The organism is Enterococcus hermanniensis (genome assembly GCF_001885945.1).
GTDB classification, from domain to species: Bacteria; Bacillota; Bacilli; order Lactobacillales; family Enterococcaceae; genus Enterococcus_A; species Enterococcus_A hermanniensis.
The window spans coordinates 1-14160 of sequence record NZ_JXKQ01000021.1 but is presented as its reverse complement, the minus strand read 5'-3'; the positions used below and the strand labels follow the sequence as shown (position 1 = coordinate 14160).

14 protein-coding genes and 1 pseudogene are annotated in these 14160 nt (G+C 36.0%); 3 read left to right on the top strand and 12 right to left on the bottom strand.

The genetic code is table 11. From position 1 onward, the window contains the following. Positions 1-398: 398 nt before the first annotated feature. The 9 genes and pseudogenes from RV04_RS12475 to RV04_RS12430 all read right to left on the bottom strand — a co-directional run bounded on the left by RV04_RS12475 (position 399) and on the right by RV04_RS12430 (position 7546). Complete coding sequence (locus RV04_RS12475; protein WP_342741681.1) at positions 399-710, bottom strand: hypothetical protein; 312 nt, start codon at positions 708-710, stop codon at positions 399-401. Then, positions 673-1032, bottom strand: a pseudogene (locus tag RV04_RS13135) (PBECR4 domain-containing protein); the annotation flags it as partial. The gene RV04_RS12475 and the pseudogene RV04_RS13135, both read right to left, overlap by 38 nt. A gap of 313 nt (positions 1033-1345) precedes the next feature. Then, a complete protein-coding gene (locus RV04_RS12465; protein WP_002307628.1) occupies positions 1346-1897 on the bottom strand; it encodes a tyrosine-type recombinase/integrase in 552 nt (183 codons plus the stop codon). A 339-nt stretch (positions 1898-2236) separates the two neighbouring features. Next, positions 2237-4141 carry a heavy metal translocating P-type ATPase gene (locus tag RV04_RS12460; protein ID WP_071858787.1) on the bottom strand — a complete coding sequence of 635 codons (1905 nt, stop codon included), beginning with the start codon at positions 4139-4141 and terminating at the stop codon, positions 2237-2239. 197 nt (positions 4142-4338) lie between these two features. Then, complete coding sequence (locus RV04_RS12455; RefSeq protein ID WP_003103602.1) at positions 4339-4572, bottom strand: heavy-metal-associated domain-containing protein; 234 nt, start codon at positions 4570-4572, stop codon at positions 4339-4341. A 146-nt stretch (positions 4573-4718) separates the two neighbouring features. Continuing rightward, complete coding sequence (lgt, locus tag RV04_RS12450; protein ID WP_071858786.1) at positions 4719-5573, bottom strand: prolipoprotein diacylglyceryl transferase; 855 nt, start codon at positions 5571-5573, stop codon at positions 4719-4721. Further along, complete coding sequence (locus tag RV04_RS12445) at positions 5564-5896, bottom strand: hypothetical protein (RefSeq protein ID WP_010829800.1); 333 nt, start codon at positions 5894-5896, stop codon at positions 5564-5566. The genes lgt and RV04_RS12445 overlap by 10 nt, the downstream gene beginning before the upstream one ends. Before the next feature lie 228 nt (positions 5897-6124). Then, entirely contained in the window at positions 6125-6829 is a 705-nt protein-coding gene (locus RV04_RS12435; protein WP_002292156.1) for a Crp/Fnr family transcriptional regulator, read from the bottom strand. A 144-nt stretch (positions 6830-6973) separates the two neighbouring features. After that, positions 6974-7546 carry a Dps family protein gene (locus RV04_RS12430; protein WP_071858785.1) on the bottom strand — a complete coding sequence of 191 codons (573 nt, stop codon included), beginning with the start codon at positions 7544-7546 and terminating at the stop codon, positions 6974-6976. Between the two features lie 617 nt (positions 7547-8163). Between RV04_RS12430 and RV04_RS12415 the strand changes: the two genes are divergently transcribed. Beyond that, a protein-coding gene (locus tag RV04_RS12415) for an IS3 family transposase (protein ID WP_245791096.1) occupies positions 8164-9319 on the top strand; the annotation gives its coding sequence in 2 pieces (ribosomal slippage) (positions 8164-8420 and positions 8419-9319; 1158 coding nt in all). Here RV04_RS12415 and RV04_RS12410 read toward each other — a convergent pair. Together RV04_RS12410 and RV04_RS12405 are read right to left on the bottom strand one after the other, a co-directional pair. Then, positions 9310-9567 carry a hypothetical protein gene (locus tag RV04_RS12410; protein WP_071858782.1) on the bottom strand — a complete coding sequence of 86 codons (258 nt, stop codon included), beginning with the start codon at positions 9565-9567 and terminating at the stop codon, positions 9310-9312. The two genes, RV04_RS12415 and RV04_RS12410, sit on opposite strands and share 10 nt — an antisense overlap. Before the next feature lie 149 nt (positions 9568-9716). Then, complete coding sequence (locus tag RV04_RS12405) at positions 9717-10397, bottom strand: IS6 family transposase (RefSeq protein ID WP_005875647.1); 681 nt, start codon at positions 10395-10397, stop codon at positions 9717-9719. A 63-nt stretch (positions 10398-10460) separates the two neighbouring features. On the opposite strand from RV04_RS12405, the gene RV04_RS12400 reads away from it, so the two are divergent. Then, positions 10461-11048, top strand: a complete 588-nt coding sequence (locus tag RV04_RS12400; RefSeq protein WP_084405659.1) for a magnesium transporter CorA family protein — start codon at positions 10461-10463, stop codon at positions 11046-11048. Positions 11049-11676: 628 nt separating this feature from the next. Here the strand turns inward: RV04_RS12400 and RV04_RS12395 are convergent. After that, positions 11677-12867 (bottom strand): ATP-binding protein, encoded by a 1191-nt coding sequence (locus RV04_RS12395; protein WP_071858781.1) that lies wholly within the window; start codon positions 12865-12867, stop codon positions 11677-11679. Between the two features lie 332 nt (positions 12868-13199). Between RV04_RS12395 and RV04_RS12390 the strand changes: the two genes are divergently transcribed. Next, complete coding sequence (locus tag RV04_RS12390) at positions 13200-13751, top strand: tyrosine-type recombinase/integrase (RefSeq protein WP_071858780.1); 552 nt, start codon at positions 13200-13202, stop codon at positions 13749-13751. Positions 13752-14160: the final 409 nt, after the last annotated feature.

Here is a 14160-nt window from a genome sequence, read left to right as displayed (position 1 = left end):
TGATAAAACTTTGCAACAGAACCTTCTTTGACATGTCTCGGTCAATTAATAACTTCCACAATTTTTTATAGCTCATCATCTTATCACCTATTTTCTCTACAATCTGATATGCCGATAATAAATATATTATATCACGATTGATATGAAATTTTACACAAAAATATAGCGAACGCTTAATTATTTTACGATTGATTAGATTTTGATAAATATTTGTAGGAACATAAATTTTAGGGGGTGTTTAGGGGTGTCATAGGGTGTTAATTCAAAACCTAGGGGTGTTATATTTTTACCCCCTTGGAAATTATGCCTGTATCTCATTGATGAAATTCATCGTAAAATAAAAAAGCTTCTCAAGCCACAAGCTCAAGAACTCCCGTATTATCGCCTTTTCTAGCAGTTTATATTTGTATCGATTGCGTGGTTTTAATATCAATGTAAATTAGCTTTACCTTTCCAGCATAATTGTCCAATAGTGAATGTAAAGCTAATAGATTATTGCCCTTAATTATCAAATTATCATTATCGATATCAAAGGCTGTATTCACATTTTCACCGTTAGGATCATAACGTTTCACTTTTTGGAATGCTTTATGGTCGAATAATTGATCTATTTCATCCTTTTCGATCACTTCATTAAGGAATGCATCATCATAGCCATTCTCATCATCTTTCGTCATAGATGCGAAGAGAAGAGTAAACACCTCTGCCAACAATAGAAATATGCTTCCCCAATAATAAATCAAGGCTACCTATTACTTGTAATTTCTGAAAGGTCGTCCCATCCGTTTTGATTTGAATATCCTGTAAATTTATTTTCCTGTCTAAGGCATCTTAAAAAAACAAGTGTGTGCCTCTGCGATAATCAATGCCACAGAGGTGCATAAAATTAGTTGTCGAAAAAATAAACGCTACCGTTGAGACTTCTCCGACAAAGGATACCTTTTTATCTACAAAATGTTCTTGTAAGAGATGGGCAGCCTTATAAATCGCGTTTAACTGTCTGGTAATTTGGGTTGTCTCTTTTATAGACATGCGTTTGTATTCTTTTTTTGCCACGTGCGAAGAATGCTCCTTTTTCCCAATAAAAAAAGCTGCTCAAAAGAGCAGCCTTTTGTACAGGTTTAGTTTTGGTGCTTGCCACCCGCCGGACCCTTACGTTCCGGATTTGTATCGAGTTTAGTTTTGGTGCTCGCCACCCGCCGGACCCTTATGTTCCGGATTTATATCAAGTTGACTATGAGCCTGCTCTCATTTGTATATATAATATACCAAAAAAAAGATTGATTTGTCCAATACTGTGGGTGATTATAACCGTCTTACTGTGCTTATCTATTATATAATACAATCAAAAACCTAACCGAAAATTTAATAACGTTTCACTGATTTCATCTTCATTAATTCCGATGTAGCGTTTGGTAATCTTCTCGCTGCTGTGACCAAAGATTTCCATTAAGGTGGCCACGTCTTTGGTTTTCTTGTAATAGTGGTAACCAAAGGTTTTTCGTAGGGTGTGGGTGCCGATATCGTCCCTTCCTAACAGCTTCGCGACCTTTTGAAACATCTGGTAGACCGTATTGACTTCTAAATGGCCGCCCTTAGTACTGGGAAACAAGTAAGCCTCCGGATCTAAGGGTGCGGTATAGCCGTGAATCAAGTCCTGTAAGCTGCTTAAGTATAAAATGCGTGTTTTCCCTGTCTTTTGCTCCACGATGCGCGGGTTTTTTGAGGTAATCACGTCTTTTTTCTTGAGTTTGACGATGTCGGACATGCGCAGACCGCTGTTAATTCCAATTAGAAACAAGAAAACGTCACGTTCCGCATTTTTATTCCGTCGCAGGCAAAATAAAAAATCATTAATCTCCTGTTGCGACCGTAGTGGCTGAACATTATAGCCCATGACAATCCCTCCTTTTTAATCTGTTCGAATACATGATTATAGTTATTATAACACGAAATCGTGTGTTTGGGGGGAGTAAAAAAAAAGAACCCTATAGGGATAGGATTCTTGATACATGATTTTATGTAATTTCATGTGTTACAACTTAATAGGAATTTAAATTTTATTATTAGATTTTTTAATCATTTACACGAAAATTAATTTTATAAAGAGCATACTCTATACTCTTATCTTTTTTCAAGAACTCAAAAAAGCGGAAAATCCCAGATTTAAAAATCTGAGTTTCCGCTTTTGTCATTTCAAGGATGGACTATTGTCTCAGCCTCTTCTAATTTATTCTTAAGATATTTTTACTTTCTCTGCAGGTGCTGATACTTCTTTTTGTTCTTTTCGACCTTTCAACTTATACTTCATTAATCTCATGCCATTGAAAATTACCACCAAGATACTACCTTCATGAACCAACATTCCGATAGACATATTCATCCATTCGCTGAAGAAGACGCTGGTCAACAAGACCAACACTACTCCAATTGAAATCACGATATTTTGTTTCATATTATTTGCGGTGGCTTTTACTAATCCTAATGCGTGAGGCAAGTTGCTGAAGTTCGAGTTCATTAAAACGACATCGGATGTTTCAATCGCTACGTCCGTTCCGCTTCCCATTGCGATGCCAATGTCTGCTAAAGCTAAGGACGGACTGTCGTTAACGCCATCTCCAACAAAGGCTACAATTTGACCACGTTGTTGAAGTTTTCCGATATAAGCCGATTTGTCTTCCGGCAACATGCGGCCGTGAGCTTCGGTCAAACCAAGTTCGCCGGCGACCACATCAACGGTTCCTTGGTTATCTCCTGAAAGAACGACTAGATTTTTCACGCCCAAGTCTTTTAATTCCTGCAAATTAGCTTTCACACCCGGACGGACTTGATCTCGAATACCCATCAGTACTTTTAATTCACCGTCGACCGCTGTCAAAACGAGAGAGTTCCCATGTTGTTCAAACCGTTTGACATCTTTTTGCACTTTTTTGCTGAGAGTGACATTTTCTTTTTCCATCAAGGCCACATTCCCAACAGCCACTCTATGTCCAGCTACACTTGAAACGATTCCGCCGCCTTTCACGACTTCAGTTCCTTCAACAGGATAAAAGTTTGTTTCTCCAATTTGATTTAAGACCGCTTTTGCTAATGGATGATCTGATTCCCGTTCCACACTGGCCAGATAGCCAAGCGTTTCAGCAGGATCTTTTTCATACAGTTCAGTCGCTGCAACGGTTGGGTTTCCGACAGTTAAAGTACCTGTCTTATCAAATACAATTGTATCCACATTGCTGAAGTCTTGAATGACTTCACTCCCTTTTAAAAGAACACCGTTACGAGCACCATTCCCAATACCGGCAACGTTTGAGACAGGCACTCCGATAACTAATGCGCCTGGGCAACCTAGAACCAAGATGGTGATTGCTAACTCAATATTTTGACTGAACGCCCATACAACAATTGCCAGAACCAAGACAGCTGGTGTGTAGTATTTAGAAAAGCGATCAATGAACCGTTCCGCTTCGGATTTAGAATCTTGTGCTTCTTCCACGAGTTCAATAATTTTTCCAAATGTGGTGTCCTCACCAACTCGGTCAGCTCTGATTTGAATCGTTCCGTTTTCTAAAATGGTTCCTGCAAAAACTTCTGCATCAGCTAGCTTGTTGACCGGAACAGCTTCACCTGTAATGCTAGCTTCATTGATATGCCCTTCACCCGTAAGGACTATGCCATCTACTGGAACTTTCGCACCCGTTTTAACGAGCAAGATATCCCCTTCATCTATATCATCCACTTCTACTTCTTCAAATTCGCCATTATCCATTTGTTTCAAGGCGCTTTCGGGTGCCATTTCAGTCAATTCTTTGATAGCAGATCGCGTTTGGTTCAATGTTCGTTGTTCCAAGTAGTGTCCGAATAAGAATAAGAACGTGACAATAGCCGATTCTTCATAATTTTGAATAAAAAGCGCACCAATCGCTGCAATACTGACTAAGACATCAATACTGATGACTTTGACTTTCATTGCTTGAAACGCTTGAATGGCAATTGGCGTAATCCCAAAGACAGAGGCGATGATCAAAGACCACTCTGAAAGTCCTACGTTTTCTAAAACAAAGTGACTGAAGAAACCGAGTACGATTAACAATCCACTGATGACGGTGATAACATTTTTCTTGCTTAATATATATTGTTGCATGCTTTTTCCCTCCAAATTTAATTTCTCTTTTATTGATAAACACAGTATAAGATAATTGCCTAAGTAATTAATTGACTGACATCAAGTTTAGAAAGTTCTCTTTTATCGTTTCTAAGCACCTCGAATCGGATTGCAACAAAAAAAGCAATCCTGGAAAAATAGCTTTTCTTCCAGAATTGCCTAGTTCATTTAATCTGTTAAGCGGCCTTGACTTTTGCTTTAAGGACCGGATAGCCTACGTTTTCGATAGCTTTTTGAATCTCTTCAATCGAAGTGACAGCTGAATCAAAATTGGTTTTGACTTTGCTGGAGTTGAATAATACTTTAATGCTGTCTTTATCAATACCGTTAACTGATTTCACAGCACCTTCAATTTTTTGCATACAACTTGGACAAGACAACGTTTCTAATTGCAATATAGCTTTTTCCATAATTCCTATCTCCTTTATGTGTTTTTATTTTATCGGCAGCAGATTAATGAACACTGCCTTTTCCTCTTTACAACTGTAGTATAGCTCCCTTTTAGCAAACGAAAATTGACGCATATCAAGTTTTGCACTTCTTTTTATCTTTTTGCTCAATTCACCATCTTAATAGTCTTTTTCTGCCCCTTATTGCCATCAGAATAATAAGAAATTGGTGGATAATCTTGTCTGCGTATAAACCATACTACAATCGCGCCAATAAACAGGGCCAGAGACAAGGCTTGCGAAACGCGGATCCACTCGCCAATCCATAAACTGTCCGTTCGCATACCTTCAATGAAGAACCGACCCACTGAGTACCACAAAACGTAACTCAAAGCGACTTCTCCTTGACGCAAAAGCTGTTTTCGGTTCCGTATAGTGACGATGAGGACAAAGCCCAACAAACTCCACAATGACTCGTATAAAAAAGTCGGATGGTAGTAGGTACCATTGATATTCATTTGTTCAATGATAAATTCAGGTAAATAAAGATTTTCCAAGAATTGACGAGTAACCGGTCCACCATGAGCTTCCTGATTCATAAAATTGCCCCAACGACCAATGGACTGGGCTAACAATACATTGGGCGCTAAAATATCAAGAACGAGTGCCAAAGAAGTACCTTTTTTCTTTGCATACCAATATAGCGTACCCCCTCCTGCAATCAATCCCCCATAAATCGCAATGCCGCCATTCCAAATCGCAAGGATTTGTCCTGGATTTTGCAGATAATAACCAAGTTCAAATAACACATAATAAAGCCGAGCGCCGAGGAGTCCAATCGGAATTGCCCATAAGGCCATATCGATAATGGTATCCTCTTCCAGTCCTTTTTTCTTTGCTTCCTTGGTGCTCAACTGGAGAGCCGCTAATATGCCCACTGCAATAATGACTCCATACCAATGAATCACAACAGAACCAATCTCCACCACATGGGGATTCAAAACGCCTAATACTAATCCCATTCTATTTGCTCCATTTCTTCAATTTTTCGCGTCATTCTAGTCATGGTGATGCTGAACAAGATTCCGGCTAAGCTCCATGGAAACCAAACAGTGAATACACTTTTATCTCCCTGGTCACTCGCTTCGTAATACGCCACTTTTCCGTGTCCGATTACGCCGGCTCCTTTTACAACTTCCTCTTCTTTTTCCATAGCTAACCTATCTGCCTCAACAACGTTAGACGTTTTTGCTTCGCCGCCAATCGTGTTCTTGGTGAAAGGGACGACAAAGAATGCACCCGCTGCTGACAACGTGATGGCAACTATCACCCAAAAACAATGCACATTCACCCCTACTTATTTTTACGTTTTGTTCGACAACCCTATCTTAAAGAAAAATAAAACAAAAAAACTTGAGGGTTATCATGTTTGTGCTTTTATTTTTCCAATGAATGAAGGTCGTTCTGTCTTAAAAAAGCCAAAAACGGACAGATGGAAGCAAAAGCACTGAGTTCTGTCCCGTTGTTAATGAAGAGCGACAGAACACCAACGTGTAGAAAAAAGTGTGTCCGATTATTCGCTGTAAAGCAATAAATCATCTAAATCCTGAATCTTGATCCTTTTCCCAGACAGCTGTTGAATCAATCCCTCGTCCTCCAATTCTCCAAATTTGCGACTGATGGTCTCAGGTGTCGTTCCTAAATAGGAAGCAATGTCCTTTTTTGCCATCGGCAGGGTGATGGTGGGAGAGTTGCCCATTTCAGGTTCCACATTTTCTGCCAAAAACAAAACTAAACGGGTAATGACACTCTCCACGGCTACTTGTGTCGTTTGACGTTCTGAACTTTCTAACCGTTTAGACATTTCCGCCAATAGTTTTAAAGAAATAGCTGGGTATTGTTCCAGAAAATCTTGGACATCTTTTTGCTGAATCATACAGACAACGGTATCTCGGGTTGCTTCGGCATATTCCTCGTGTACTGCATCCGGGTTGAACAAGGTCCATTCTCCGGTGAAATCACCAGGGTTCAAGATCCGCACTAGCTGCTCTTTGCCAGAGTCTGCCAATCGATAAATACGGATTTTCCCACGATTGATAATATATAAAGTATCCTCTTTTTCTTGTGAACGAAACAGAAACTCTCCTTTTTGATACTGTTTCGTGTGGGCTTTTTCAGCAATGTAATTCATCGCGCTATCCTCTAAGTGATTGAATATTGGAACCAAGCGGATACAGGCTGCGTGGTCGCCAATTTCATGATGGGTATGTTTAGTCAATTCATTCTCCCCCTTTATTTATTTTGTTTATATTCGCTGCTTTTATTATATAAGTCTCTTACTACAAAAAAATTGATGCACATCAAGAAAATGGAAAAAGGACTGGAAAGAATTCCAATCCCTAAATCAGCTTCTACTTTTACCTTAATCTTCATCCTCATCAAGAGCGTCATCATCTTCTAATGCTTCTTTACCAATGAACGCTTGCAGCATCCAAATGTTCTTGTCTAAGTCATTTTTAAAAGCAATCAATGTATCTTCTAAAGCATCGTCACCCTCGTCTTGAGCTAAACGAATCGCGCGAATAGTTAGGTCACGAGTGCTTCTGAAGTCCTCGATAATATTTTCAACCATGTCTTCTGCTTTAGCGTATTTATTAACTGCATCTTCCGAAAGCATCGAATATTTTTCAAATTCAACCGTTGTCGAAGCAGGTTTATGCCCAGAAGTAATTAGACGCTCCGCAAGTTTGTCGAACCATTTTTCATTTTCGTTATACAACTCTTCAAATTTTTCATGCAACGTAAAGAAATTGGCTCCTTTTACATACCAGTGATATTGGTGCAGTTTCACATGTAATGTATGCATGTTGCCTAAAAGATGATCCGCAATGGCCGCTGCATTAATTTTCGTATGATGAACATGTTCCTTGTGTTCTTGTTCTTCTTGCAATCTTTTTTGGGGTGTTCTTTCTTGAGTAGCTTTATTTTCAGTCATGATTTATTCCTCCTATAATTTTGGTTTGTTTAAAATAGCTTCCTTTGATTCCTCCTTTTCCTTTACTGAATTTAGTATAGGATAGATTTCCGTTAAAAAAATTGACGCTCATCAAGAAAAGTATTTCTTAATAGACGCCAGGCTTCTCTATTAAATTCAACTGAAATAATCAAAGGAATGAAGTCGTTCCCTCCAAACAAAAATTTCATTAAAGTAGGGCCTAAAAAAAGAATAGCAACTATACTTTGTCAAGAGACCTGACTGCTATTTTTTTGCTTGTTATTCTTCAATTACCAAATGTCTTGCCTGCTTTTGCAAGTAACATTTCGCCTTCTATGACTGAATCTATTGAAACATTTTTATCAAATTTTCTTTCAACTTCTGATTGAACATATTCTATCAATCCTTGTTTTATTCCTATTAGTTTTTCTTTTTCAATTGATAAAATTTCTTTTCTTTCAGGGTTATTTTCTTTTGTTATACTATCTTCAACTTGTTTAATTTTTGAATCAAGATAACGGCTAGTTTGAAATGGTTTGGATGTATGCTAATAAAGTAGACAATTTTTCTGCTATACTGCTATTTGACTAGACACTATTTTTGAAAGGAATGTTTTGATGGTAGATAAACGTAAATCCCCTCGTAAGTTTGATGATGAATTTAAGAAATCCATCGTTAAACTTTATGAAAATGGCAAATCACAAAATTCACTTGCAAAAGAATATGGAATAGCTATATCCTCTATTGCTCGCTGGGTAAAGCAATACTCTGAAGTTAAATTTGATGATGGGACGATCCTAACGGCTCGGCAGATCCAACAACTTCAAAAAAGAAATGTTCAACTTGAAGAGGAGAACTTAATCCTAAAAAAGCGATTGCCATATTCACGCCACACTCGATGAACGACTAAAAGCAATTGAGTTCCTTAAGCACGAGCATAAGATTAGTACTCTTTGTCGCGTTCTCAAAGTTAATCGTTCGACTTACTACAAACGATTTTCTGCACCACCAGCGCCTCGAACCTTAGAAAATCAACAATTGAGAAAGCAGATTCTAGAGAGTTACACAGCCACTCAAAAGAGAATCGGTGCTGCAAAAATCCAAAGGATTTTATTCCGTGATTATGGCGTTTCTATCAGTGCTGGGCGAGTTTATCGATTAATGAAGTCGATGAATCTCCCTAAAATGTCTACTAGTAAACCAGCCTTTATAAAACAAAAGCGGCAGGTTTCTTTAGAACGTCCCAATCATCTTAACCAAGCATTTAATCCCCCCGCTCCAAATCAAGTCTGGACAAGTGATTTTTCTTATATTCCTGTAGGAAAAAAGGGATTTGTTTATCTATGTGTAATTCTTGATCTATTTTCTAGAAAGGTTATTGCTTGGTCCGTAGGCCCTAAAATCGATAGTAAACTAGCTGTATCAACACTAACAAAAGCTATTTCATCTAGAAAATTAGAATCGCCTGTCCTTTTCCACACAGATCAAGGATCACAATATACTTCGTCTTTGTTTAGAAAATATCTAGACAGTCAACCAATCACACAGTCTTTATCGAAACCGGGGTATCCTTGGGATAACGCTGTGACTGAATCTTTTTTTAAATATATGAAGAAAGAGGAGCTCAATAGAAGAACATTTTCAACCCTTCAAGAAGTACAGCTTTCTTGCTTTGAATATATCGAAGGATTTTATAATACACAGCGACCTCACGGCACTCTAGATATGCTTACACCTAACGAAATGGAAGAAAAGTACTTTAATCATCTGTAAGTATCTGCTCTTTTCGTGTCTACTTTATTGACATCTATCCACCTTTTAATTTTTAAATGTTTATTCTTAATATCATCTTCAGATACACTAATTTTTTCTATAGATGATTCTATTTCCGAAAATCCTGTATTTTTTTCAGTAATATTAAGAATATATAATTCTGTTTCATCTTCAAAATTTATTAATTTTATTGGAAGCTCCCGCAATTCTCCACGTGCTAATTCAATATCCTGTGTTTCGCCATCCATACTAATTTTTTTAGGTTCTTCTTCAGTAGTACCTGCAATAGTAGATATAATAAAAGGTATTAGCAGAAGAAGCCCAAGTAATATTCCTAAATCTGGTTCTGTTGCAAAGCGTCTCTAGCTAAAGACAATTTCCTTAAGCTTACTATCGATCAAGCCGGGATGCCTAGTAATCCTTTGATTTCAAGACACACTGAAAAACCAAAAAGGGACCCTTCTTTTCGGCTTTTCTTATATAGTCCTCGAATGGTTTCCATCCCTTTGATCGTGGTCGCAGCGGTACGTAAGCTTCGATAGAATTTATTTCTACGCTTGATTGGTCGATGATCTTGTTCAATCAAATTGTTTAAATATTTTACGGTTCGATGTTCTGTATGTTGATAAAACCCATGATTCTGCAACTTTTTGAAGGCACAGGAAATCGACGGTGCTTTATCAGTAACGAGAACCTTTGGTTCTCCAAAATGGTTGAACAGTCTCTTTAAGAACGCATACGCAGCTTGTGTATTGCGTTTTTTTCGTAGCCATATATCTAAGGTTAAGCCATCTGCATCGATGGCTCGATACAGATAATGCCACTTGCCTTTAATTTTGATATAGGTTTCGTCCATCTTCCATGAATAAAAAGACTGCTTGTTTTTCTTTTTCCAGATCTGATAAAGTAACTTTCCGTATTCCTGAACCCAACGGTAAATGGTTGTATGACAGACCTCAATGCCACGATCATAGAGAATTTCTTGAACTTCACGATAACTGAGGTTATAGCGAAGATAATAACCGACAGCCACAATAATCACGTCTTCTTGGAATTGTTTTCCTTTAAAAGGGTTCATATCTTCGTTCCTCCCGGGTCATTTTAGTTAGATTTTACACTAAAAGGTCTTGATTGAAAAACTTTGCAACAGAACCAAATAGAGACATTTGAAGGCTTGCTCACTTATAGTATTTTTATGATATACAACCATTTCATTCAAGAATTGATAGAAATAGAAAAAGAAATTGATGAGTTAGAAATTGCAGCAAGAAAAACAACTGAGAACAAAGCACTGTTTAAACTTGCAGATACTGAAAGAAAAATGATTTATATTGATCATACTTTAGCTGGTCAAAAGTCAACATTAGCAACGTTGTGGGAAAAAGAAGAATTTGTCAAAACAATTGATGACCAAAAAGTTTTATATGATATTCAACTTCATCAAAAGCACGCTGAGGAACTGGTCAGAATTTATAGGGACCTTTTAGAAACGGTTGGTGGACTATTCACGGATATGATGGATAACAATTTAAATCATTTGATGAAATACCTAGATTCTGCTGCCTTAATAATTTCTATTCCTGCACTTATCTCTGGTATCTGGGGGATGAATACCGGTGGTCTACCTGGGAAAGAATCACATTTCGGTTTTTTTATGGTCGTGGCCGTTGCTGTTTTGTTAGCAATTATAGTTGGAATCCATATAAAAAGAAAAGATTTCTCCAAATGAAAACCTCTATATAATTAGCAAATTGATATCATAATATGGTGTTAGTATCAAATCTTAGACATCTTTTCTATTGACACTTCATAGCGGCCTCTACTAAAATGTGTCCAAGATATTGACTCAAATCCAGTTCAACAACAACGAAAACACTGTACACACATATAGAAAATGATGAGACAACCGATGCTTTGAATTCACTTTAATGATGAGCTCTAAAATTTCTAAATCTAACTAGTTTTATCGTCCATTATTCCATCACTATATTAGATGATTGATAACAAACAAATTAAGCACTACCTTAATGTTGATTAAGGTAGTGCCACTGGTAGTAAAGTGTTTGATTCTAGATCTATGAACTATTGCAATGACTAATCTAATTAAATATCTTAGCCGCTTGACTGTCAATAGGACAAGCGGATTTTTTCTATAAAAAAATTTTACTTACATGATAATTATTTTCTAAAAATACTATTATCTTGAATTTTCATAGTATTAATTTTTTCTTTCCTCTATTCAATAAGATATCAATTGTCTTAAAATAAACCAAATGAGCTTAGAATCGTCCTCAGACGACCTGTATTTACCAAATTCAACAAATTTATAGTTAATTTAGATGTAAAGAAATTTTCCTCTACTCTAGCAACCAATCTACAATATATTTAATCTCGATTCCGTCAATTTGATTAACTTCTTGATAACGACCAGTAATTAGTATTTTTTTATAATTGTCTTTTATATTATTCAGGTTATCTGTTTCGTGAGTATTTGATGGAATGTCATAAGCTACCTGAACATATAATATATCGTCCAGTTTTTTCGCAATAAAATCTATTTCCTTATCTCCTAAACGCCCCACACTGACATCATACCCACGCCTTCTTAGTTCAAGATAAACTATATTTTCAAGCCTGTTGCCGTAGTTCCCCTCTCTTCGCCCTATAGCATTTCTTCTAAGACCAGAATCCACAATGAAATATTTCCCATTTGTTCTAAGAAATTCACGCCCACGAATATCATATTGTTGCACTCGATAAAATAAATAGCCAGCTTCTAACAATTCAAGATATCTATTAATAGTAGGAACAGAAGTTGACACACCTTCACTTTTTAGAGTATTAGCTATTTTTGTTGCATTAATTAGTTGTCCGATATTATCAGCTAAGAAACTGATAATTGCCTTTAGTGTAACGGAGTCTTTAATCCCTGATCTAAATGCAATATCATTGAGTACAATTGCATCAAAGATTCCTTGAAGTATAGTGTCTTTTATTTTTTCATCAGCTAGAACCACCGATGGGAAACCGCCATATTTTTCAAATTCACTATATGCTTGATCAACATATCTTGAATCGGGTGCTATTTCATTTACCTGAAGAAATTCACGAAATGATAGCGGATATACTAAAATTTCAATATATCTTCCACTTAAAAGAGTAGCTAATTCTCCAGAAAGCATATCAGCATTTGAACCAGTAATGGTTATGTCACAATCAAAACTAGTGTTGAGTCCATTAACCACTTTTTGCCAACCATCTACTAATTGAATCTCATCAAAAAGGAAGTAAATCTTGTCTGAATTATTAGGTAACAGTTTATCGAGGACCATTCTGAATTTTTTATCGGTATTGATGGTCTGGTATTCATAACTTTCAAAATTTATATATACAATATTAGAAGATGCTATTCCTTGATCGACTAAATATTCTCTGTAAAGTTTCATAAGAAAAGATTTTCCAGATCTTCGAACACCCGTCAAAATTTTTATAAAATCGGAATCTTTAAATTGGAGAATTTTATCTAAATAAAATGGTCTATCAAACATAATTATCTCCACCGCCTTTCTGAATTTAATATTAACACATTTAAAGCAAACTTTAAATATTCATAGTTTTATATATATTTTAGACCTTAAATTAAATTATTCATTGATACAATAAAAATAATCCAATCTTTAAAATATGTTTTTTTATGATTATATTTAAAGATTAGTTTAAATAATATAATTGAATGTTCTGACTTCACTATTTTATCTAAAATCATGAACTCAATAGCCTAAGTTTATTGAGTTTTTATTTTCACTTTTTGCAAGTTCATTATTATGTTACTATATAAATAAAATAATGATGTCAGAATAGTATAAGGATGGTGAACAATTTGAACTACAATGTTCAGCCACTTCGAACCAATGAAGAGATTCAAGATTTTCAATTTTGGTTACGACGAACTGCAAATCCAGAAAGAGATAGTTTTCTATTTTTGTTTGGTATAAATAATGGCTTACGAATTTCAGATATAGTGAAATTAAAAGTTGGAGATATTCGAGGCGTTTTGAAACCGATTATTACTGAACAGAAAACAGGTAAAAAAAAACAAATCTATATTCAAAACTTAAAAGATGAAATTGATCACTACACGAGAGATATGAATGATGAAGATTGGCTCTTCCCTAGTCGGCAGCAAGGTGGTCATTTAAAACCCAATACGGTTTATAAAATGTATGCTGAGATTGCAAAAAATCTGAATCGTAATGATATTGGAACTCATACCTTGAGAAAAACATTTGGCTATCACTATTATAAAAGAACGCATGATATAGCAACATTGATGTTTATCTATAATCATAGTTCACAAGCAATTACTAAAAGATATATCGGAATCACCGAAGATGAAATTGGGGCTTCTCTGGCTGGATTTAAATTGGGTTAAATAAAAAGAGTAGACCAATTCTACTCTTTTTTGCCTATAATTAATGAGTAAATTGATGGTAGAGTAGCAACCCTTAAACAACGCTTTATACTATAGACTGTTTGAATGAATATATTGCATTAGTAATAAAAATTCATCAACATTTCTTTTGCGATATTTATATCATGTTTTTAGTTTACTCCATTTTAATTGATTATCTAACTATCTATTTCTAACCTCATTCTGGTTGATTTTGTGTTGTCTTAAATTTATTGTATTCCTTAGACTGATCAATGATATCTTTCTTCTTTTATCCCGCAAATTATCCATATTTTATACTCATGGACTCTAAGAATGACCATCATATTTTCATGAGAACAAAAAAAGCCGTTTTATATCATTAATTGGGTTCTGTTGCAAAGTTTTATCA

Bases quoted from the DNA above. Each gene is read 5' to 3' on its own strand.
- RV04_RS12465 (WP_002307628.1), bottom strand. From the start codon at position 1,897: ATGGGCTATAATGTTCAGCCACTACGGTCGCAACAGGAGATTAATGAT.
- RV04_RS12460 (WP_071858787.1), bottom strand. From the start codon at position 4,141: ATGCAACAATATATATTAAGCAAGAAAAATGTTATCACCGTCATCAGT.
- RV04_RS12455 (WP_003103602.1), bottom strand. From the start codon at position 4,572: ATGGAAAAAGCTATATTGCAATTAGAAACGTTGTCTTGTCCAAGTTGT.
- lgt (WP_071858786.1), bottom strand. From the start codon at position 5,573: ATGGGATTAGTATTAGGCGTTTTGAATCCCCATGTGGTGGAGATTGGT.
- RV04_RS12430 (WP_071858785.1), bottom strand. From the start codon at position 7,546: ATGACTGAAAATAAAGCTACTCAAGAAAGAACACCCCAAAAAAGATTG.
- RV04_RS12410 (WP_071858782.1), bottom strand. From the start codon at position 9,567: ATGGATGGCGAAACACAGGATATTGAATTAGCACGTGGAGAATTGCGG.
- RV04_RS12405 (WP_005875647.1), bottom strand. From the start codon at position 10,397: ATGAACCCTTTTAAAGGAAAACAATTCCAAGAAGACGTGATTATTGTG.
- RV04_RS12395 (WP_071858781.1), bottom strand. From the start codon at position 12,867: ATGTTTGATAGACCATTTTATTTAGATAAAATTCTCCAATTTAAAGAT.